At 56.6% G+C, this 20,133-nt stretch carries 22 protein-coding genes and 2 tRNA genes; 22 read left to right on the top strand and 2 right to left on the bottom strand.

The genetic code is table 11. From position 1 onward, the window contains the following. Positions 1-45 precede the first annotated feature (45 nt). From aspS to nadA, 15 genes are all read left to right on the top strand, one after another. Entirely contained in the window at positions 46-1,851 is a 1,806-nt protein-coding gene (gene aspS / locus EHN06_RS11775) for an aspartate--tRNA ligase (protein ID WP_127334430.1), read from the top strand. Positions 1,852-1,915: 64 nt separating this feature from the next. Further along, complete coding sequence (locus EHN06_RS11770; protein ID WP_127332761.1) at positions 1,916-2,659, top strand: YebC/PmpR family DNA-binding transcriptional regulator; 744 nt, start codon at positions 1,916-1,918, stop codon at positions 2,657-2,659. A gap of 18 nt (positions 2,660-2,677) precedes the next feature. Continuing rightward, complete coding sequence (ruvC, locus tag EHN06_RS11765; RefSeq protein ID WP_127332760.1) at positions 2,678-3,202, top strand: crossover junction endodeoxyribonuclease RuvC; 525 nt, start codon at positions 2,678-2,680, stop codon at positions 3,200-3,202. Between the two features lie 30 nt (positions 3,203-3,232). Next, entirely contained in the window at positions 3,233-3,865 is a 633-nt protein-coding gene (ruvA, locus tag EHN06_RS11760) for a Holliday junction branch migration protein RuvA (RefSeq protein ID WP_127332759.1), read from the top strand. 133 nt (positions 3,866-3,998) lie between these two features. Then, complete coding sequence (gene ruvB, locus EHN06_RS11755; RefSeq protein WP_127332758.1) at positions 3,999-5,027, top strand: Holliday junction branch migration DNA helicase RuvB; 1,029 nt, start codon at positions 3,999-4,001, stop codon at positions 5,025-5,027. Next, positions 5,020-5,478: a tol-pal system-associated acyl-CoA thioesterase gene (gene ybgC, locus EHN06_RS11750; protein WP_127332757.1), complete on the top strand. Its 459-nt coding sequence runs from the start codon at positions 5,020-5,022 to the stop codon at positions 5,476-5,478. Before ruvB ends, ybgC begins: the two co-directional genes overlap by 8 nt. A gap of 66 nt (positions 5,479-5,544) precedes the next feature. Then, positions 5,545-6,174 carry a protein TolQ gene (gene tolQ, locus EHN06_RS11745; protein WP_416332558.1) on the top strand — a complete coding sequence of 210 codons (630 nt, stop codon included), beginning with the start codon at positions 5,545-5,547 and terminating at the stop codon, positions 6,172-6,174. Positions 6,175-6,213: 39 nt separating this feature from the next. Continuing rightward, positions 6,214-6,660: a protein TolR gene (tolR, locus tag EHN06_RS11740; protein WP_127332755.1), complete on the top strand. Its 447-nt coding sequence runs from the start codon at positions 6,214-6,216 to the stop codon at positions 6,658-6,660. A gap of 21 nt (positions 6,661-6,681) precedes the next feature. Then, the gene (gene tolA / locus EHN06_RS11735) at positions 6,682-7,710 is read left to right on the top strand and encodes a cell envelope integrity protein TolA (protein ID WP_228257290.1); all 1,029 of its coding nucleotides are present in this window, start codon (positions 6,682-6,684) and stop codon (positions 7,708-7,710) included. A gap of 18 nt (positions 7,711-7,728) precedes the next feature. After that, entirely contained in the window at positions 7,729-9,051 is a 1,323-nt protein-coding gene (gene tolB, locus EHN06_RS11730) for a Tol-Pal system beta propeller repeat protein TolB (RefSeq protein WP_228257289.1), read from the top strand. A gap of 71 nt (positions 9,052-9,122) precedes the next feature. Beyond that, positions 9,123-9,692, top strand: a complete 570-nt coding sequence (gene pal, locus EHN06_RS11725; protein WP_127332753.1) for a peptidoglycan-associated lipoprotein Pal — start codon at positions 9,123-9,125, stop codon at positions 9,690-9,692. Positions 9,693-9,717: 25 nt separating this feature from the next. Continuing rightward, complete coding sequence (gene ybgF / locus EHN06_RS11720) at positions 9,718-10,497, top strand: tol-pal system protein YbgF (RefSeq protein WP_127332752.1); 780 nt, start codon at positions 9,718-9,720, stop codon at positions 10,495-10,497. 83 nt (positions 10,498-10,580) lie between these two features. Further along, positions 10,581-10,656 (top strand) — tRNA-Lys (locus EHN06_RS11715). A gap of 94 nt (positions 10,657-10,750) precedes the next feature. Beyond that, positions 10,751-10,826 (top strand) — tRNA-Lys (locus EHN06_RS11710). 116 nt (positions 10,827-10,942) lie between these two features. Beyond that, on the top strand, positions 10,943-12,004 hold the full coding sequence (gene nadA / locus EHN06_RS11705) for a quinolinate synthase NadA (RefSeq protein WP_127332751.1): 1,062 nt from the start codon (positions 10,943-10,945) through the stop codon (positions 12,002-12,004). Between the two features lie 21 nt (positions 12,005-12,025). Here nadA and EHN06_RS11700 read toward each other — a convergent pair whose 3' ends face one another. Beyond that, entirely contained in the window at positions 12,026-13,432 is a 1,407-nt protein-coding gene (locus EHN06_RS11700) for a M48 family metalloprotease (protein WP_228257288.1), read from the bottom strand. Between the two features lie 221 nt (positions 13,433-13,653). Here EHN06_RS11700 and EHN06_RS11695 point away from each other — a divergent pair, with 221 nt between their 5' ends. Continuing rightward, on the top strand, positions 13,654-13,881 hold the full coding sequence (locus EHN06_RS11695; protein WP_127332749.1) for a sulfurtransferase TusA family protein: 228 nt from the start codon (positions 13,654-13,656) through the stop codon (positions 13,879-13,881). A gap of 45 nt (positions 13,882-13,926) precedes the next feature. Then, positions 13,927-15,015: an AI-2E family transporter gene (locus EHN06_RS11690; protein ID WP_127332748.1), complete on the top strand. Its 1,089-nt coding sequence runs from the start codon at positions 13,927-13,929 to the stop codon at positions 15,013-15,015. Here EHN06_RS11690 and EHN06_RS11685 read toward each other — a convergent pair. After that, entirely contained in the window at positions 15,012-15,479 is a 468-nt protein-coding gene (locus EHN06_RS11685) for a peroxiredoxin (RefSeq protein WP_127332747.1), read from the bottom strand. The two genes, EHN06_RS11690 and EHN06_RS11685, sit on opposite strands and share 4 nt — an antisense overlap. Positions 15,480-15,553: 74 nt before the next feature. Between EHN06_RS11685 and dapA the strand changes: the two genes are divergently transcribed. From dapA to EHN06_RS11660, 5 genes are read left to right on the top strand one after another with little or no spacing between them, the layout of a single operon-like run. Then, positions 15,554-16,432 carry a 4-hydroxy-tetrahydrodipicolinate synthase gene (gene dapA, locus EHN06_RS11680; protein ID WP_127332746.1) on the top strand — a complete coding sequence of 293 codons (879 nt, stop codon included), beginning with the start codon at positions 15,554-15,556 and terminating at the stop codon, positions 16,430-16,432. Positions 16,433-16,467: 35 nt separating this feature from the next. Continuing rightward, a complete protein-coding gene (gene bamC / locus EHN06_RS11675) occupies positions 16,468-17,565 on the top strand; it encodes an outer membrane protein assembly factor BamC (RefSeq protein ID WP_127332745.1) in 1,098 nt (365 codons plus the stop codon). A gap of 43 nt (positions 17,566-17,608) precedes the next feature. Further along, positions 17,609-18,322 carry a phosphoribosylaminoimidazolesuccinocarboxamide synthase gene (gene purC, locus EHN06_RS11670; RefSeq protein ID WP_127332744.1) on the top strand — a complete coding sequence of 238 codons (714 nt, stop codon included), beginning with the start codon at positions 17,609-17,611 and terminating at the stop codon, positions 18,320-18,322. 35 nt (positions 18,323-18,357) lie between these two features. After that, entirely contained in the window at positions 18,358-19,098 is a 741-nt protein-coding gene (locus EHN06_RS11665; protein WP_127332743.1) for a TIGR04219 family outer membrane beta-barrel protein, read from the top strand. A 24-nt stretch (positions 19,099-19,122) separates the two neighbouring features. After that, positions 19,123-20,130 carry an NAD-dependent epimerase gene (locus EHN06_RS11660; RefSeq protein WP_127332742.1) on the top strand — a complete coding sequence of 336 codons (1,008 nt, stop codon included), beginning with the start codon at positions 19,123-19,125 and terminating at the stop codon, positions 20,128-20,130. The last annotated feature ends 3 nt before the right edge of the window (positions 20,131-20,133 follow it).

The following is a 20,133-nucleotide window of genomic DNA, read 5'->3' as shown; positions in this document are numbered from 1 at the left end:
ATTTCGCACACATTTATGCACACATTTGAAACAACGGGAACCGGTATGCGCAGTCATTATTGCGGTGGTATAAACGAATCTCACATTGATCAGGAAGTAACACTCTGCGGTTGGGTTCACCGTCGCCGTGACCATGGTGGGGTGATTTTCCTCGACCTGCGGGACCGGGACGGCATATCCCAGGTCGTGGTCGATCCGGATACCCCCGAGAGCTTTGCCCTGGCGGAAAAAGTACGCAGTGAGTTTGTTATCAAGGTCACCGGCCGAGTTCGCCGCCGTCCGGCCGGCACCGAGAACAACAACATGCCGACAGGTCAGGTTGAGTTGCTGGGCAAGGAACTGAGTATCCTGAACGCCGCTGCCACGCCGCCATTCCCGCTGGATGAACATGTTGACGTTGGTGAGGATGTCCGCCTCAAGTACCGCTATGTCGACCTTCGTCGTCCGGAAATGCTGAACCGACTGCGCTTCCGTTCCCGGGTGACCAGTTATATCCGTAACTACCTCGATGGCAACGGGTTTATGGACGTGGAAACACCGATCCTGACCCGCGCGACGCCGGAAGGTGCCCGGGATTACCTGGTGCCAAGCCGCACTCATGAAGGTTCATTCTTTGCCTTGCCACAGTCTCCTCAGTTGTTCAAACAGCTGCTGATGGTGTCCGGCGTTGACCGTTATTACCAGATTGCCAAGTGTTTCCGCGATGAAGACTTGCGCGCCGATCGTCAGCCAGAGTTTACCCAGGTGGATGTAGAAGCGTCCTTTGTTGACGAGGAAACCATGATGTCCGTCAACGAGGACATGATTCGCTCCCTGTTCAAGGATGTCCTGAGCGTCGAGCTGCCGGAATTCCCGCGCATGCCCTACGCAGAGGCGATGCAGCGCTATGGTAGCGATAAGCCGGACCTGCGTATTCCGCTGGAGTTGCTGGACGTGGGTGATCTGGTCGAAGGTGTGGACTTCAAGGTTTTTGCCGGTCCGGCAAAGGATCCGAAAGGCCGTGTTGCCGCGCTGCGTGTGCCCAAGGGTGGTGAGCTGACCCGTAAACAGATCGACGATTACACCAAGTTTGTCGGCATTTACGGCGCCAAGGGTCTTGCCTACATCAAGGTCAACGAGCTGGCCAAGGGTGTTGAGGGCCTGCAATCACCGATCATCAAGTTCCTTGGTGATGACGTGGCCATGGCGATCATTGAGCGTGTTGGCGCGGAAGACGGTGATATCGTTTTCTTTGGTGCGGACAAGGCCACTGTGGTGAATGAAGCACTTGGCGCGCTGCGAATCAAGGTAGGTCACGATCTGGATATGCTGACCTCCGAGTGGGCACCGCTGTGGGTCGTGGATTTTCCCATGTTCGAGGAAACTCCGGACGGCAGCCTGACGGCGATTCACCACCCGTTCACTGCACCTTCCTGTTCGGCTGAAGAGCTGGCGGCAAACCCGGCAACGGCGCTGTCACGGGCCTACGACATGGTACTCAACGGCACCGAGCTGGGCGGTGGTTCCATTCGTATCCACAACGAAGAAATGCAGGAAGCGGTGTTCCGTATCCTGGGCATTGGCGAGGAAGAAGCCCGCGCCAAGTTTGGCTTCCTGCTGGACGCCCTGAAGTTTGGCTGTCCTCCCCATGGTGGCCTGGCCTTTGGTCTGGACCGTCTGGTGATGCTGATGACCGGCGCCTCGTCCATCCGTGATGTGATCGCCTTCCCGAAAACCCAGAGCGCTACCTGTCTGATGACCCAGGCGCCGGGTGAGGTGGACGAGAAGCAGTTGCGTGAACTGCATATTCGCTTGCGGAAGCCGGTTGCCAAAGCAGCTGAAGGCAACAAGGCCGAAGGTAATAACGAGTAAGCAACACCCTGGCTGGGCTCCCCGGTTGCGGACCGGGAAGCCCGGAAGATTGATGGAGTAGAGTATGGCTGGTCATAGTAAATGGGCCAACATCAAGCATCGCAAGGCGGCTCAGGATGCCAAGCGGGGCAAGATCTTCACCAAAATCATCCGTGAGCTGACCGTCGCTGCCCGTCAGGGTGGCGGCAACCCGGACGACAATCCCCGCTTGCGGGCGGTGATCGACAAGGCGCTCACCGCCAACATGAAGAAGGACACCATCGAGCGCGCAGTGGAACGCGGTGCCGGGGGTGGTGACGACAGTAACTATGAAGAGCTGACCTACGAAGGCTATGGCCCCGGTGGTGTCGCCATTTTCATAGAAGCCATGACTGATAACCGTAACCGCACGGTGGCTGAAATCCGGCATGCTTTCAACAAGATGGGCGGCAACCTCGGGACTGACGGTTCTGTGGCGTACCTGTTCAGCAAGCAGGGCATTATCAGCTATAGTCCCGAAGTGGAAGAGGACAAGCTGATGGAGGCGGCTCTGGTCGCCGGTGCGGACGATCTTGCTGAGCAGGAGGATGGTTCCTACGAAATCGTCACCACGCCCGAGCAGTTTCTGGATGTCAAACAGTCGCTTGTGGAGTCCGGACTCAAGCCGGACAATGCGGAAGTGACCATGGTGCCTTCCACTCGCGTCGAACTGGATCGCGACGGCGCTGAAACCATCCTCAAGCTGATCGACATGCTGGAAGATCTGGACGATGTCCAGAATGTCTATTCCAACGCCGATATCCCCGACGAGGTGATGGATTCCCTTTAGCCTGACAAGGATTTTGATGTGGCCATTATTCTGGGTGTAGATCCGGGGTCCCGCATTACCGGATACGGTATTATCCGGGCGCAGGGGCGCCACATCGAATACATCGACAGTGGTTGTATCCGCGTGGGTGAGAAACCCATGGCGGAGCGTTTGCAGACCATCTTTCACAGTCTTGCCACGTTGATCGGGGAATATCGCCCGGAAGAATTCGCCATCGAGCAGGTGTTTATGGCCCGCAACCCGGATTCTGCGCTCAAACTGGGACAGGCCCGGGGTGCAGCCATTGTCAGTGCTGCCAATAGCGGGCTGCCGGTTCATGAATATTCGGCTCGTCAGGTCAAGCAGGCTGTGGTGGGCAAGGGCGGCGCTGACAAGTCCCAGGTTCAGCACATGGTCCAGGTGCTTTTATCCCTTTCCCGAACCCCTCAGGCGGATGCCGCCGATGCCCTTGCGATTGCCCTGTGCCATGCCCACATGAACCAGAGCGTGACGCGGCTATCGGCCGGTGGCAAGGTGCGAAGTGGGCGGGTAAGACAACAATAACCGGCGCGTTGGCGCCTGAGGAGACTCTCGTTGATAGGCCGAATTCGAGGCACGCTGATAGAAAAGTCTCCCGGTCAGGCACTGGTCGAGTGCTCTGGCCTGGGGTATGAAGTCGATATTCCCTACACCACCTTTTTCCATCTCCCGGACGCGGGCACGGAAGTAACCCTCCATACCCATTTCGCGGTTCGTGAAGACGCCCAGAGCCTGTTCGGTTTTGCCTCCCGCCTGGATCGCGATCTGTTCCGCTTGCTGATCAAGGTCAATGGCGTGGGGCCGAGGTTGGCGGTGGGTATCCTCTCGGGGCTGGATGCGCAGCAGTTTATCCGTTGCGTGGAAGCAAGGGATGCCAACGCGCTGGTAAAACTGCCCGGGGTCGGTAAGAAAACCGCTGAACGGCTCCTTATTGAAATGACGGATCGGATAGGGCAACTTGAAGGGCAATTCACGCCTATGTCGTCCGGGACGACAGGCGATGGCGCGGCTATCGATGAGTCGCCAATGGCTGCTCACGATCCCAGGGATGAAGCCGAAGCCGCGCTGATTGCCCTTGGTTACAAGCCACAGGAGGCGGCAAAGGCCATCAATAAGGTAGGGGAGAAAGGCATGGCGAGTGAAGAGCTGATTCGCCTGGCCCTGCGCAATATGATCCCGGCAGGATGAAGCTGCCGTAATTCGCGAGCTGTCTGGCGCCTAATCTGTATAGAGCGTAACGTGACAGCCACCGAGTCGTTTGTACAATTGGGACACCTTGATGCGCAGGCATGAAGTGTCGTCCCTCTGTTCTGGTAACGCCATGATTGAATCTGATCGTCTGATTTCTGCCCAGGCCGGGCAGTACGAAGAAGTACAGGACCGAGCGATCCGACCGACGTTGCTGGCCGAGTATGTCGGGCAGCCGGCGGTGCGGGAGCAGATGGATATCTTTGTATCAGCTGCCCGTGCCCGCGAGGAAGCACTGGACCATGTCCTGATATTCGGGCCTCCAGGTCTGGGTAAGACAACACTGGCGAATATTATTGCCAACGAGATGGGCGTTTCCATCAAGACCACGTCGGGGCCCGTGTTGGAAAAGGCCGGGGATCTGGCGGCCATGCTGACAAACCTGGAAGAGGGCGACGTCCTTTTCATTGATGAGATTCATCGACTCAGCGCGGCGGTGGAGGAAGTGCTCTACCCGGCGATGGAAGATTATCAGCTGGATATCATGATCGGTGAGGGGCCTGCTGCGCGATCCATCAAACTGGATTTGCCCCCCTTCACCCTGGTGGGAGCCACCACCAGGGCTGGCTTGTTGACATCGCCATTGCGGGATCGTTTCGGAATTGTTCAGCGCCTGGAGTTTTACAACACCCGGGACCTGACCAGCATCATTTTGCGTTCTGCCCGCCTGTCGTCGGTGAGTATTGATGAAGGCGGTGCCTATGAGATTGCTCGACGTTCGCGGGGCACGCCCCGGATTGCCAACCGACTGTTACGTCGGGTTCGCGACTATGCGGAGGTCAAGGCGGACGGTCGAATCAGCGATACCATTGCAGACCAGGCACTGAACATGCTGAAGGTGGATGATCAGGGGTTTGATCACATGGACCGCCGCCTGTTGCTGGCCATGATCGAAAAGTTCGATGGTGGTCCCGTCGGAGTGGAGAGTCTGGCAGCCGCGATCAGCGAGGAACGAGGCACCATCGAGGACGTTCTGGAGCCATTCCTGATCCAGCAGGGGTTCATGGTGCGTACGCCAAGAGGGCGCATGGTGACCTCCAGCGCCTACCAGCATTTTGGTGTCGCACCAGCCCGGTCGGGAAAGGAGGATCTCTTTGAGTGAAGCGCATGAGGTTGCACAGTTCCGCCTGCCGGTCAGGGTCTATATCGAGGATACCGATGCCGGAGGCATCGTATTCCATGCCAAATACCTACACTATATGGAGCGTGCCCGTACCGAATGGGTACGGACCTGTGGCGTCGGTCTGCGGGCGGGGCTGTCGGATAACATCAGCTATGTGGTCCAGCGGCTGAATATCCATTACGCGGTGCCGGCAAAGCTTGACGATCAGTTGCTGGTGACGGCGGAGCCCATCGGTTTTGGCCGGGTCTGGATGGATTTCCGGCAGCGGGTGCTAAGGGCAGCAGATGAAACCCTGCTTGCCTCCGCCGATGTGCGGGTGGCCTGCGTGGCACTGGATAGCGGGCGGCCAAGACGGTTGCCGGACAACATGCGTGAACTGTTGGAAAACGTTCACGAAAACCAACTGTTAACCGGAACAAGCCAGGAGTAGAAGGTGGAGTCAGAAGTTTCTGTTTGGTATCTCATCGCCAACGCGGGGGTGCTGGTTCAACTGGTCATGCTGTTGCTGGCTCTGGCTTCCGTGGTGTCCTGGGCGCTTATTTTCCAGCGCTATCAGGTTTTCCGTAAGGCACGGCAGGCCCAGCTTGAGTTTGAAGAACGTTTCTGGTCGGGCATGGACCTGGGGCAGCTGTATCGGGAGGTCAATACTGACCCTACGCCGTTCTCCGGGATGGAGTCCCTGTTCCGTTCCGGTTTCAAGGAATTCTCCCGTCTGCGCCAGCAGAGCCGTGATGCCGATGCCGTTATGGAAGGTACCCAGCGTGCCATGCGTGTTGCCTTTTCCCGCGAACAGGAGAGATTGGAAGCGTCATTACCCTTCCTTGCCTCTGTTGGGTCGACCAGTCCTTACATTGGTCTGTTCGGTACCGTCTGGGGCATCATGAACTCGTTCCGTGGACTGGCGCAGGTTCAGCAGGCCACCCTGGCTACGGTGGCCCCTGGTATTTCAGAGGCATTGATAGCCACTGCCATGGGGTTGTTTGCTGCGATTCCGGCGGTTATTGCCTATAACCGGTTTTCATCCATGTCCGATGCACTGTTGAAGAACTATGAGACCTTTGCGGATGAGTTCTCGAGTATTCTCCACCGTCGTGTACATAGCACCGAGCGGTCGTCGGCAGCGTGATTCGATGAGCCAGTGTAAGCCAGTCAGGAGCATGCAGGCATGAAAGGCATGGGGATGATGCCGGCACACCGCCGGAAGCCAATGTCCGAAATCAATGTGGTGCCGTACATCGACGTCATGTTGGTGTTGTTGGTGATCTTTATGGTGACCGCACCGATGCTGACCCAGGGAGTCAAGGTGGATTTGCCGGAAACGACCTCGGATCCGATTCAGTCCGCCAAGGATGTGGAATCGATCATTGTTTCCGTGGATTCGAATGGCGCCTATTTCCTGGAAATCGGTGATGAGGGCAGTGATCCGATGTCTCTGGGCGAGGTTCGGACACAGGTCGCCAAGATACTGTCAGAACGCAGTGCCCGGGAAATTCTGGTGCGCGGAGACGAGCATGTCGAATACGGCACTGTGGTCCGCCTGATGGCGGAATTGCAGGGAGCCGGCGCTACCAGTGTGGGGCTGATTACCGAAGCGCCATCCACTGAAAACTGAGCATAGAGCGGGCGGGTTTTTGTGACAGGTCAGGAACGCGATGTAACCAATGTCGGGCAACAACCGTGGAAGTCGCCCGTTGCCTTGTCACTGCTGCTGCATGGTCTGATTGTAGTGGTAGCGCTGGCCGGCTGGTCCTGGACGTCACCAGAGAGCGAACCGGAACCCCGCAGCATTGCAGCCCGCCTGGTGACACAGCAGGAGCCCGAACCCAGCCCGGTCGTGGAAGAGGTGGATGAGCCGGACCGGGATGAGGAGCGCAGGAAGGAGCAGGAAGAACAGAAGCGGCGTCAAGAGGCTGAGCGCAAGGCTGCCGAGGAAGAAAAGGCTCGGGCGGAGGCGCAGCGTATTGAGCAGGAAAAGGAACGCAAGCGCCAGGAAGAGGCCGCAGCCCGTGAACGTGCCGAGCAAAAAGCCCGTGAGGAAGAGGCCGCCAGACAAAAAGCTGAGGCCGAAGCGAAAGAACGCGAACGGCGACAGGCGGAAGAGGAAAAGCGTCGTCAGGAAGAGGCAAAGCGGCGGGCGGAAGAAGAGCGCCGTAAAGCTGAGGAAGAACGACGCAAACGTGAAGAAGCCGAGAAACAGAAACGTGAAGAGCAGGCCCGGCGTGAGGCGGAGCAGAAACGCAAAGAAGCCGAGCGCCGCCTGAGGGAGCAACAGCTGGAGGCGCTGGCGGAAGAAGCCCGTCGGGAGCGCGAGGCCGAGGCGCGGCGTCAGCAGGAGGCTGCTGCGGCGAAAGCCAGGGATGCTCGCATGATGTCTGAGAGCGAGAAATATCAGGCGTTGATTCGTGAGCGGTTAAGCCAGGCCTGGTATCCACCATCGTCGGCTACAGAGGAGATGACCGCAAGGTTACAGATCACGCTGTTGCCGACAGGTGAACTCCAGTCAGTAAAGCTGGTCAGCAGCAGTGGTAATACGGCGTTCGACAATTCGGCCCTGAGTGCGGTGAGATCTCTCAGTCGTTATCCGATTCCGGATGACCGCGATACGTTTGAGCGTTATTTCCGCCAGTTCACGATCGAATTCAATCCACGGCGGTTGAAATAAGGATAGATGGAAAAGCTGATGACACATCGGACAAACAATACCCATACCCACAAAGTGCTTGCCCTGGTTTGCTCGCTTCTGATCTGGGCACTCGGCACCGCATCTGCCTCGGCGGAGCTGACGATTCGCATCACCGAAGGCGCGGATTCAGCGATTCCAGTGGCCATCGTTCCGTTTGCAGAAAATGGCGGAATTCCGGCCGGGGACAAGATCAGCACTATCGTTCAGGATGACCTGAGCATGAGTGGGGAGTTCCGGACCCTGCCACCGGAAAAAATGCTCAGTCTGCCGTCACAGCGCTCAGAGGTCTATTTTCGGGACTGGCGTCTGCTGGGGCAGCGATATGTGCTGGTTGGCCAACTGAGCCGTAATGGGGACCGGGTGGAAGCCCGTTATGAGTTGCTGGACGTCAACCGCGAGGAACGCATTCTCGGTGAGGCTGCCAGTGCCAGCGTCGGTAACATGCGCACCCTGGCCCATCACATCAGTGATAAGGTTTATGAGGCAATTACCGGCGTGCCGGGTGCCTTTTCAACCAAGCTTGCCTACGTCACCCTGGATACAGTCAATGGTGAGCCGCGTTATCGGCTTCAGGTGAGTGATGTAGATGGCAAGCGGGCGCGTGTACGCCTGGAAAGCAAAGAGCCGATTCTTTCTCCAGCCTGGTCGCCGGATGGCAGAAAGCTGGCGTATGTGTCCTTCGAAACCGGCAAGCCGGCCGTGTATATCCATGAACTGGGCTCCGGAAATCGCACCCGGGTAGCCGATTTCCGCGGGCTGAATTCGGCGCCGGCCTGGTCCAGAGATGGTCGCTCGCTGTTGCTGACCCTATCCAAGGATGGTAACGCCGAAATCTATCGTATGGATATTGAAAGCCGGAACCTGAAGCGGCTGACCAATCACTGGTCCATCGATACCGAAGGGACCTGGGACCACACTGGCGAGGGTATATTCTTTACCTCCGATCGCTCGGGTGGCCCGCAGATCTATCACAAGTCCAGTGAGACGGCGGAGCCCCGGAGAATTACCTTTGGTAGTCGGTATAACGCCCGCCCAAGGCCGGACAGTCAGGGAAAGTATGTATATTACGTCCATCAACGTAATGGTGGATTTCATATCGCTCGCACGGACTTGAGCAATGGCGAGGAAACGGTGCTGACCCGGACGGCGTCCGATGAGTCTCCGTCTCTTGCGCCAAATGGAAGGATGCTGATTTATGCCACCAAGCAAAGTGGTACCAGCGTACTGACGGTTATTTCCGCGGACGGCGGGGCTGCCTACAGCCTTCCGGCATCCGAAGGTGACGTCAGGGAGCCGGCATGGTCGCCGGTTATCCGTTAATCAGGAATCGCCCTGAGGGTTCTTCTTAATCAAGACACGAGATAACAGTCAATCAACAGGAAGGAAAGATCATGAAATTTTCAGTTCACCAGAAAGCGTTTGCAATGGTTCTGTCCCTTGGCCTGGTTGCCGGTTGTAGCTCCACTGGCGAGACCATGGGTGAAGATGAATACGGGTCCGACGTGTCGGCCGTAGACCAGGATGGCGGCAGCACTGTGTACGGTGGCAGTGACGGAGGCGGTGTGTCTGCTTCCGACCTGACCGACGAAGAGTTGCGAGCGCGCGAGGAGCGGGCAGAGCAGGAAGCCATGCGTAATATCACGACCTTCTACTTTGACTTCGATACTGCCGAGATCAAGGCGGAGGCTCGCGAAGTACTGGTGGCACACGCTCAATACCTGGCAAACAACCCTGGCCAACAGGTGCGCCTGGAAGGCCATGCCGACGAGCGTGGCACGAAGGAATACAACCTGGCACTGGGTGAGCGTCGTGCCAACGCTGTTGAACGGTTCCTGATCGTGAATGGTGCTTCCCGTGGTCAGATGGAAACCGTAAGCTATGGTGAGGAAAAACCGGCGGTCATGGGCTCTAACGAGAGTGCCTGGGCTCAGAACCGTCGCGTTGAACTCGTTTTTGAGTAACCGTTAGACAGCCACAGGATCTCCCATGAGACATTTGCTCATGGCGACGGCCGTTCTCTCGCTGGCCTTTGGGTCAGCGGGATGCGCGCTGGCGCAATCTTCGACACCGGTGTTTCAGGACAACGCTTCCGAAGCCCGCCAAAAGGCGAGCGACAGTCAGGCAAACGCTGAGTTGTTCTATATGATTCAGCAACTGCAGGGTGAGGTACGCCGGCTTCAGGGTGAAGTCGAGGAGCAGAGAAACCTGATTGACCGGCTGACCCGGCAATCCCGGGATCGTTACATCGATCTGGACCAGCGAATTCTCGAGCTGTCCGAGAAGGTGTCTTCCAGCGAGGCGGTTGCCAGTGACGCCCAGGGTGGTAATACTGCGGATGCCGCGGCGACCGAGAAACCAGTGACCAAGGTTTATCGTCAGCCGGGAGCCGACGAACGCAAGGCCTACGAGCAAATTCAGGACCTTATCCACAAGGAAAAGAATTACGACGAAGCCATCAACCGGATATACGACTTTGTCGATCAGTATCCGGAAGGTGATTTGTCCGTCAATGCTTATTACTGGCTGGGTGAGGTGTACCTGGTCAAGCCACAGCTGGAGCAGGCCAAGCAAGCGTTCACCATTGTTGCAACCCGTTATGCCGATCATCGGAAAGCTCCGGATGCGGTCTATAAGCTGGGGGTCACACTGGATCGCCTGGATGAAAAGTCCGAGGCGAAAAGCCGGATGGAGTCGGTCGTTCGTAACTATCCCGGGACCAATGCGGCCGAACTGGCACAAAAGTACCTGGATTCTTTGGGCAGTTAATAACCAGCACTGAAAGAATGTTGAGAAACCTGAGAAAAGGGGTTGATCAACGGCAAAAAATCATTACTATATGCGCCTCGTTTGGGTCGTTAGCTCAGTTGGTAGAGCAGTTGGCTTTTAACCAATTGGTCGAAGGTTCGAATCCTTCACGACCCACCAAATTCGGGGCATGGCAACTGGCTGAGTGGTTGCGGTGCTCGGTCCTGACAGAGATGCGAAAGCTCGCAGAGTTGAAGAATGGATCAACAGTCATGGGTCGTTAGCTCAGTTGGTAGAGCAGTTGGCTTTTAACCAATTGGTCGAAGGTTCGAATCCTTCACGACCCACCAATAAGATGGGAAGCTACTGGCTTCTTGTCTGAAAAAAGAGCCTTCGGGCTCTTTTTTTTTGCGTGAACGTTCCCAATGGTATAATCCAAACGTCAACGAAACACAGAGACGCAGTAATGACACGATCTGAAGACCGGATTCTGGTTCAGGAGCATCTGGCGCACCAGGCTGAACCCAAACCGTTGAGTGAGGACGAAAAGGCCGGGTTGGAGGCACGTATCCGGCAGGCGCTGGAGGACCAGGATGCAGTACTGGTCGCCCATTATTACACCGACCCCGATATTCAGCGTCTGGCGGAGGAAACCGGCGGCTGTGTCGCAGACTCCCTGGAGATGGCGCGTTTTGGCAATCAGCACCCCGCTTCTACGGTTGTTGTGGCCGGCGTTCGTTTTATGGGTGAAACCGCCAAGATCCTGAATCCGGAAAAGCGCGTGTTGATGCCTACCCTTGAGGCCACATGCTCTCTGGATGTGGGGTGCCCGGCGGATGAGTTCGCGGAATTCTGTGACCAACACCCGGATCGTACGGTTGTGGTCTACGCGAATACCTCCGCTGCAGTAAAGGCTAGGGCAGACTGGGTCGTTACCTCCAGTTGTGCCCAATCCATTGTGGAATCCCTGGATGCCAGGGGTGAGAAGATTCTGTGGGCTCCTGACAAGCACCTGGGGCACTATGTGCAGAAGACCACCGGTGCCGACATGCTGTTGTGGGACGGCTCCTGTATTGTCCATGAGGAGTTCAAGTTCCGCGGTCTGGAAGACCTGAAAGCCATATATCCGGACGCAGCGGTGCTGGTGCATCCGGAGTCACCGGACGCTGTGGTTGAGATGGCGGATGTTGTTGGCTCGACATCGCAATTGATCCACGCGGTGCAGACGTTGCCCAATGAGCAGTTCATCGTCGCGACAGACAATGGCATTTTTTACAAGATGCAGCAGTTGGCGCCGAACAAAACCCTGATTGAGGCGCCCACCGCCGGCAATGGCGCGACCTGTCGCAGCTGCGCCCATTGCCCGTGGATGGCCATGAATGGCCTGGAGAATCTGCTCCACGTGCTGGAGAACGGGAACCAGGAAGTGCTGGTGGGGGAGGAGCTGCGGGAACAGGCCCTCCGGCCGCTTCAGCGCATGCTGGATTTTACCGCCGGAATGAACCTGAAGGCTGCAGGTAACGCCTGATGAGGGGCTGGCAGCGGGGCATCAGCTCCGCTGTGCATTCAGTCTCTCCGTGATTTCGGCGAGACGCTCGGTCACTACCTGACGCATGGGTGCGCCTGCGGGAAGTTTTTCCTGTGCCTGCCGCAGCTGCCTTTGGGCCGCTTCTAGATCTCCCATCAGCGCTTCGTATTCCGCCCTGGCCCGGTGGACACCGACTATGTTCCTCGCCAGCCCTTCCGCCTCTGCCAAACGGCTCCAGAGATGTTCCTGGCGGGGCATTTGTCTGGTCAGTTGTCGAAGGTATTCCGCCGCCGCCTCACCGTTGCCGTTCGCTGTCTCCAGTCTGGCGAGGGTGTAGGTGATGGGGTAGTTGCCGGGATTGCGGGACAGGCCCTCTCTGAGCAGGTTTCTGGCCCGGTCCAGTCGTTGCTGATCAATCAGCGCTTCCGCAAGAGTAACCGTATAAGTGATGCGTCCCGGGTTGCCGTTCAGCAAATCCTCCAGAATTTCAACGGCGCTGGCGGGGTCCCTGTTTCGGAGGTGCGCCACCGCCAGGCCATAGCGGATGGCATCAGTTTTCTCGGTGTCGGGGCGTTCGAGGTAATCCTGGAAAGTATCGACTGCCATTTTGGCGGAACGGGCGTAGTGAACCTGAAGTCGTGAGCGGATCAGGTGATACTCCTGCGTGTCCTGGATGTCGCGATCCGGATACTGTTCTGCCCGGTTACGGGTGTCCGATACCCGGCTTTGGGTCAGGGGGTGTGTTGACAGGTATTCCGGCAGGCGGCTGCCCTGCAGTCGGTTCTGCTTCATCATGGTTTCGAACATTTCCGGCATGCCGCGTGGATCCATGCCGGCGTCTGCGAGGATCTCCATGCCCACACGGTCGGCCTCCTGTTCATGGGCGCGGCTGTAGGCAAGCATGTTCTGCACAGACAGCGCCTGGGTACCGGCAATGGCTGCAATGCCAATATCGGATTGGGTAACGGCGGACAGCACAATACCGGCGAGCATGCCTGCGATTGTCAGCGGGGCGCTGGTTTCCTGCTGTTCCATCCGGCGGGCAAAATGCCGTTGGCTCAGATGGGCGAGTTCGTGCGCCAGTACCGAGGCAAACTGCTGTTCGCTGCTGGCATTGAGGACCAACCCGCCGTTGATTCCGACAATGCTTCCAGGCACCGCAAAGGCGTTGATGTCAGGGCTATCGATAATCGCAAGGGTCAGATCGCGGTTTTTCAGGGGAGCGGACGGCACCAGGCGATAGATGACGTCGTTCAGGTAGCTGTAGACCAGAGGGTCGGTAATCTGTGGCGCAGATCGCCGGATGGACACCATCACCTGGCGGCCGATCTCCGATTCCTGTTGCTCTGAGATCAGGCCGCCTCCTGCCCCGCCAATAGAGGGGAGTGAGCTTTCCTGGGCATGGGCGGCGCCCGGCAGCAGGATCATTAGTGCCACCAGGTAATGAATCAGCCACGAACGTGCCGGTCTCGGGGGTGGAAAAAGCATGCTCATCAATATGGACTACCGTTGTTAAATCGCTTGATATGACCGCATTTTGCCATTAAAAGTTCTGGTACATTTCATTAATTACGTTTGAGGTGCATTCAGCGGGGCGTGTCGGCATAATGCCGCCTCGTGAATGCAGTTCTGCAAGGTTACCTGTTCCCATGGCTGAGCGAATTCTTGATGCATCCGGGCTGCGTTGCCCGATGCCATTGTTAAAAACCAAGCTCGAACTGAGCAGCATGTCACCGGGCGAAGAGTTGGAGGTGATAGCAACCGATGCCGGGTCGGCACGTGATATCCCGGCCTTCCTGAAGCTCTCGAAACACCGGCTCGTGAGCTCAACGGAAGCGGATGGCTGTTTTCGGTTTGTGATAAAGTGCGGCGGTTGATGATTCGGCACTAACGCCTCCTGCCGTGATTCCACGGAGATGTACATGGTCAGAATTTTACGCGGTCTTGCCCACAAATACTTTTCAGATGAAGAAGCTGTCATTCTTTTTCTGATACTGGTTGCGGGCACGATATTCGTTATCTTGTTTGGCGCAATGCTCGCGCCGGCTATCGCTTCAGTCATTATTGCCTTCATCCTGCAGGGGTTGGTGACAAAACTGACACGGATGGGAATACCGGAGATGGTTTCCATTCTCGGCGTATTCATCATCTTCCTGGGAATCCTGGTTGGCTTTATCTTTGGCCTGCTGCCACTGATCTGGACCCAGGTAACGTCCCTCGCGGGAGAGGCGCCCCGGATTATCCGTGAGATGCAGTCCTATCTGGAATTGCTGCCCCAGGAATACCCCACGCTCATTTCCATGGAAGCGGTCAACACTATTTACCGGCAGATCAGTACCGAAGCCGGGCACCTGACTCAATGGCTGGTTTCTTTCTCCTTGTCCAGCATTCCGGATCTTGTGGCGTTGCTCATCTACATGGTGCTGGTGCCGATCCTGGTGTTCTTTTTCCTCAAGGATCGCAACCTGTTGCTGACATCGATTTCCCATCTGCTGCCTCCCCAGCGCCCGATGATGCTGCGCATCTGGCATGAGGTGAACCTGCAATGTGCCAATTACGTCAGGGGTAAGGCGGTTGAGATTCTCATTGTTGGCGGCGTTACTTACGTGACATTCAAGCTTTTGGGGATGCCTTATGCCGCTTTGCTGGCATTGCTGGTGGGGCTGAGCGTGGTCATTCCCTATATCGGTGCCGCGGTCGTCACCATTCCGGTGGCGATGATTGCGCTGTTTGCCTTCGGGTGGGGCTCCCATTTCATCTGGGTGATGGTGGCCTACGGCATTATTCAGGGGCTCGACGGAAACGTACTGGTGCCGGTGCTGTTTTCGGAGGTGAATAATCTGCACCCGGTTGCCATCATTGTGGCGGTGCTGTTTTTTGGCGGGATCTGGGGTCTGTGGGGGGTATTCTTTGCCATTCCACTGGCGACCATGCTCAAGGCCGTGTTTTCCGCGTGGCCAGTCAAGGACAGCCTGCCAGTGGACGAGTTTGAGGATATTGAGGGGGCCTAGAGGTTTCTGACCGCTTCGAGCACCTCATCGGCATGGTCTTTGACTTTTACGCCCCGCCATTCCTGGCGAAGGACGCCTTCTTTGTCGATCAGGAACGTGCTCCGGTCAATGCCCATATACTCTTTACCGTAAAGTTTTTTAAGCTTGATCACGTCGAAATGCTGGCAAACCGTCTCATCTTTGTCTGAAATCAGGTGGAACGGGAACTGGTGTTTGGCGCGGAAGTTCTCGTGGGCCTTCAGACCATCGCGGGAGACGCCCAGGATGACGGTATCCATGGCCTCGAAGGCATCCATGCGATCACGAAAGTCCTGGCCCTCGGTGGTGCAACCCGGTGTATTATCCTTGGGATAGAAATAGATCACGACGTTTTTGCCCCTGAGATCCGATAGCCGGATCGTCTGGTCACCGGTTGCCGGGGCTTCAAAATCATCAACGGGTTGGTTTAGTGCAACTGCTGGCATGACATCTCCTTTAATTCCCTTGTGTCAGTTCGCACCCAACATTACCATATCGGTTTTATTCGGACGGAGCTTTTATGATTACGGGTAGCCTTGTCGCACTGGTCACGCCCATGCATCCCAACGGTGATATCCACTGGGAGGATCTGGACAAGCTGGTGGACTTTCATATTGAAAACGGCACGGATGGTATCGTCGCCGTGGGTACCACTGGCGAATCCGCAACGCTGGACCCGGATGAGCATTGTCGGGTCATCGGTCACATCATAAAGCGGGTCAATGGTCGTATTCCCGTAATCGCCGGTACCGGAGGCAACAGCACGCGTGAAGCCATCGAGCTCACCAGCGAGGCCCACAAGCTGGGCGCGGATGCCTGCCTGCTGGTGGTGCCGTACTACAACAAGCCTACCCAGGAAGGGCTTTACCAGCATTTCAAAACCATTGCTGAAGCTGTGCCTGGGATGAACCAGATGCTTTACAACGTTCCCGGGCGTACGGCGTGTGACATGCTGAACGAGACCGTCGAGCGCCTGGCGGATATCCCCAATATTATTGGCATCAAGGATGCCACGGGTAATATCCCTAGGGGATCTGAGCTGATCGAAGCGGTCAAGGGGCGCTTGGCCGTGTATTCCGGTGATGATGCAACAGCCGCTGAACTGATGCTGGCCGGTGCCAAGGGTAACGTGTCGGTAACCGCCAATGTCGCACCCAGGGGCATGTCCCAGTTGTGCGCGGCTGCCATTGCTGGTAACCGTGAAGAAACTGAGCGCCTCAACGAACTGTTGATGCCCCTGAATCGCAAGCTGTTCCTGGAAGCCAATCCGATTCCCGTGAAGTGGGCGCTATGCCGTATGGGTATGATCGGGGAGGGCATCCGCCTGCCGTTGACGCCTCTTAGCGAGAAATTTCACAAAGAAGTGGAAGATGCCCTGAAGGCCTCGGGCGTACTCTGAGTTTTCCGTACCACCAAAGAACCTGGAGTAGCCTGATGGCGTTCCTTTTCAGGACAGAAGTAAAACGTGTACTGGGTTCGGTTGCGCCGGCAACCGGCCTGATGTTTGTACTGGCTGCCAGTGGTTGCAGCCTTCTGGAAGATCGGTCGGAACGATACGTTAATGCGCAGGAAGGAGATGAGCTCCGTCTCCCCGAGACCGCAGACGAAAGCCGTTTTGGCCAGGCCATGCCCATACGTGACGTGATCACTGCGGATTCCGGTCGCATGTATCGATCGTCTATTCCAGAGCCACCGGATATGACATCCGAAATCCTCGATGAGAACTACGTAGTTGAGGAGCTCGATGGGCAGATGTGGCTGCTGGTCAATGACGTGCCGGGCCGCGTCTGGCCGTCTGTTTCCTCCTATATGAACGAGCGTGGTCTGGGCGTTGCCCATGACAGTCCGCAACTTGGGCTCCTGCAAAGTGAGTTGGTGAATTTCAGCAAGCGTGCCAGAACCCTGCTGGATCTGGAGAGTGAGCCCGGGTCAGCGGAAGACATGCTGGTCGTTCAGGCCCGGGTGGCCCCCGGCGTTCGTCGCAAGACCACTGAAGTTCAACTGCGGGTGCATGAAGTCGACGGCAACCCCGATGAGCTGCTGGCCTGGCAGACCGGTGCCGAACCAACGGAAGAGGGGCTTGCCACCAGCAAAAGGTTGCTTAGCGACATGGGGCAGTTCCTGCGAGGCCGTGAGGAGAGCAAGTCGTACTCCCGGGCAGCCCTGGGCATGACCGCTGAACCGCTGGTTCGCCTGATTTCTGAAAACGAGACGCCGGTAGCTGTCGAAATGGACCTGGACTACGGTCGCGCCTGGTCTGAGGTCAGTCGTGCGCTTGATGACGCTGGCGTTCCCGTTCTGGACCTGAACCGCAGCGAAGGCTGGTTTAATGTCGATTTCCGTAGCGAATCCGAGCGGGAATCCGGATGGTTCGACTGGTTCGGTGATGATGAGAAACCGAAGCACACCTTCGATGTGCGTCTACAGGAACAAGGGGATGTCCTGGTGGTGACCGCTTCCCGCGCATCGGGATATGACGGCGATGACCGCTCATCCGAATTGCTTTCAGAGCTGTTTGAATACCTTTATTAATCATGAGGTGCCGGCACGTGGCCGGCATTTCCGGAGACCTGAAATGGAAAAGCGCGAAGAACTTTACGCGGGTAAAGCCAAATCCGTTTATCGCACCGATGATCCCGAGCGATTTGTCCTTGTGTTCCGTGACGATACCTCTGCCTTCGATGGTGAGAAGAAAGAGCAACTGAATCGTAAGGGTATGGTGAACAACCGCTTCAATGCGTTCATCATGGAAAAGCTGGAAGCGGCGGGTGTGCCCACCCATTTTGAGGGGTTGCTTTCGCCCACCGAATCGCTGGTCAAGAAACTGGATATGATCCCGGTGGAGTGCGTGGTGCGTAACGTCTCCGCGGGAAGCCTGTGCCGTCGACTGGGTGTGGAAGAGGGGCAAAACCTCAATCCGCCCACTTTCGAGCTGTTCCTCAAGAACGACGAGTTGCACGATCCGATGGTGAATGAGTCTCTGGCAGTCAGCTTTGGCTGGGCAACCGCAGATGAACTCGCGAAAATGAAGGAACTTACCTATAAAGTGAACGATGTGCTCAAAAGCCTGTTTGATAATGCCGGCATGCTGCTGGTGGATTACAAGCTGGAGTTTGGTCGTTCCGGCGGGCAGATCGTGCTGGGTGACGAATTCAGCCCGGACGGTTGTCGTATCTGGGATAAGGAAACCCGCAAGAAGATGGACAAGGACCGTTTCCGCCAGGGACTGGGTGACGTGATTGAAACCTATGAAGAGGTAGGTCGTCGGCTGGGTATCCAGTTCGATTGATCGAAAAGAACCAAAAAACAGACAATGGGTGTTTTATGCGTAAACTGATTCTGGCCGTGGGGGGCGCAATGGCCCTGACAGCACCACTGGCGAGCGCGGATGTTGTCGGTCTGGGCGCCAATGTAAGCTATTGGGATTCGGATCTTTCTGGTAAGGCCGCGTCCAATGGCGATGTGGTAGACGTCGAGAACGACCTGGATCTGAGCAGTGATTCCAATGCCAACCTGAGTGCCTACATTGAGCACCCGATTCCGCTGCTGCCGAATGTTCGCCTGAACTACACGACGATTGAACAAAGTGGTCGTGGCGAACTCGGTGCCAACTTTGACAATATCATTGTCTTGAGTGGCGTCACTGAAGTCCAATCTGATCTGGATCTGGATCAGTTGGATCTGACTCTCTATTACGAAATTCTGGATAACTGGGTCAACCTGGACCTGGGCCTGACAGTTCGTGATATGGACGGTGAGCTAACAGTTCAGGAAGTGAATGGCACCGCAGCCAGCGAATCCGAAATTGACGCGGTTGTGCCCATGGGATACCTGGCAGCCCGGTTCGACCTGCCGCTTACGGGTGTGTCGGTTGGTGGTGAGGCCAACCTGATCAGCTTTGACGGTGATTCAGTCTACGACTATAACGCTTATGGCCAGTACGAGATTGCGATGCTCCAGCTGCGCGCCGGCTATCGCGAAATCTCCATCGATTACGAAGACGACGATGACAAGCTGGACGTCGACCTGGGTGGCCCCTTTGTGAGTGCTGGTGTTCGTTTCTGATAGGGGCTGATAAGGAGAAAAGACTTGAAAATCCTGGTTACGGGAACCGCCGGTTTCATCGGCTCTCACCTCGCTCATCGCTTACTCGATCGCGGTGACGAGGTGATCGGCGTGGATAACGTCAACGATTATTACGACGTTAGCCTGAAAGAAGCCCGGCTGGCGAGACTGACGGGTAAGCCGGGCTTTACCGAGGTGCGCAAGGACGTTGCTGACCGGGAGGCCATGGAAGCGCTGTTCCGTGACCAAAAACCGGAGCGGGTAGTGCATCTGGCAGCCCAGGCTGGCGTTCGCTACTCGCTGGAAAATCCGCATGCCTACGTGGATGCGAACCTGGTTGGTTTCATGAATATCCTGGAAGGTTGTCGTCACAATGATGTGAAGCACCTGGTGTACGCCTCCAGCAGCTCCGTATACGGCGCCAACGAAGCCATGCCATTCTCCGTCCATGACAACGTGGATCACCCCCTGAGCCTGTATGCTGCCTCCAAGAAGGCCAATGAGCTAATGGCTCACACCTACAGTCATCTCTACAACATGCCGACCACGGGGCTCCGCTTTTTCACGGTATACGGTCCGTGGGGGCGACCGGACATGGCGCTGTTTATCTTTACACGAAAGATCCTGGCCGGCGAACCGATCGACGTTTTCAACCATGGGCATCACAAGCGGGATTTCACCTACATTGATGACATCGTGGAAGGCGTGATCCGCACCCTGGACCATGTGGCGGAACCCAACGTTGGCTGGAGCGGGGACAAGCCGGATCCAGGCACCAGTAAGGGGCCATACCGCCTCTACAACATCGGTAGCAACAACCCGGTGGAACTGTCCCGTTTTATTGAGATCATTGAAGAACGGGTGGGTAAAAAGGCAGAAAAGAACCTGCTGCCACTGCAGCCGGGCGATGTGCCGGCCACCTACGCCAATGTAGACGATCTGATCAACGACGTGGGCTACAAACCGTCTACCACGGTGGAAGAGGGCATAGCCAACTTTGTGGACTGGTATCGGGATTTTTATAAAGTGTAACGG

It is taken from the genome of Marinobacter sp. NP-4(2019) (genome assembly GCF_003994855.1).
In the GTDB taxonomy this organism is placed as follows: domain Bacteria; phylum Pseudomonadota; class Gammaproteobacteria; order Pseudomonadales; family Oleiphilaceae; genus Marinobacter.
The sequence above is the reverse complement of the archived record's forward strand: the minus strand, read 5'-3'. Positions and strand labels throughout refer to the sequence as shown.

Coding starts and splice junctions, on each gene's coding strand:
- ruvB (WP_127332758.1), top strand. CDS start 3,999: ATGATTGAATCTGATCGTCTGATTTCTGCCCAGGCCGGGCAGTACGAA.
- EHN06_RS11685 (WP_127332747.1), bottom strand. CDS start 15,479: ATGCCAGCAGTTGCACTAAACCAACCCGTTGATGATTTTGAAGCCCCG.
- EHN06_RS11700 (WP_228257288.1), bottom strand. CDS start 13,432: ATGATCCTGCTGCCGGGCGCCGCCCATGCCCAGGAAAGCTCACTCCCC.
- EHN06_RS11665 (WP_127332743.1), top strand. CDS start 18,358: ATGCGTAAACTGATTCTGGCCGTGGGGGGCGCAATGGCCCTGACAGCA.
- EHN06_RS11695 (WP_127332749.1), top strand. CDS start 13,654: ATGGCTGAGCGAATTCTTGATGCATCCGGGCTGCGTTGCCCGATGCCA.
- bamC (WP_127332745.1), top strand. CDS start 16,468: ATGGCGTTCCTTTTCAGGACAGAAGTAAAACGTGTACTGGGTTCGGTT.
- purC (WP_127332744.1), top strand. CDS start 17,609: ATGGAAAAGCGCGAAGAACTTTACGCGGGTAAAGCCAAATCCGTTTAT.
- tolR (WP_127332755.1), top strand. CDS start 6,214: ATGAAAGGCATGGGGATGATGCCGGCACACCGCCGGAAGCCAATGTCC.
- aspS (WP_127334430.1), top strand. CDS start 46: ATGCGCAGTCATTATTGCGGTGGTATAAACGAATCTCACATTGATCAG.
- tolB (WP_228257289.1), top strand. CDS start 7,729: ATGACACATCGGACAAACAATACCCATACCCACAAAGTGCTTGCCCTG.
- dapA (WP_127332746.1), top strand. CDS start 15,554: ATGATTACGGGTAGCCTTGTCGCACTGGTCACGCCCATGCATCCCAAC.
- EHN06_RS11770 (WP_127332761.1), top strand. CDS start 1,916: ATGGCTGGTCATAGTAAATGGGCCAACATCAAGCATCGCAAGGCGGCT.
- nadA (WP_127332751.1), top strand. CDS start 10,943: ATGACACGATCTGAAGACCGGATTCTGGTTCAGGAGCATCTGGCGCAC.
- tolQ (WP_416332558.1), top strand. CDS start 5,545: ATGCTGTTGCTGGCTCTGGCTTCCGTGGTGTCCTGGGCGCTTATTTTC.
- ybgF (WP_127332752.1), top strand. CDS start 9,718: ATGAGACATTTGCTCATGGCGACGGCCGTTCTCTCGCTGGCCTTTGGG.
- pal (WP_127332753.1), top strand. CDS start 9,123: ATGAAATTTTCAGTTCACCAGAAAGCGTTTGCAATGGTTCTGTCCCTT.
- EHN06_RS11690 (WP_127332748.1), top strand. CDS start 13,927: ATGGTCAGAATTTTACGCGGTCTTGCCCACAAATACTTTTCAGATGAA.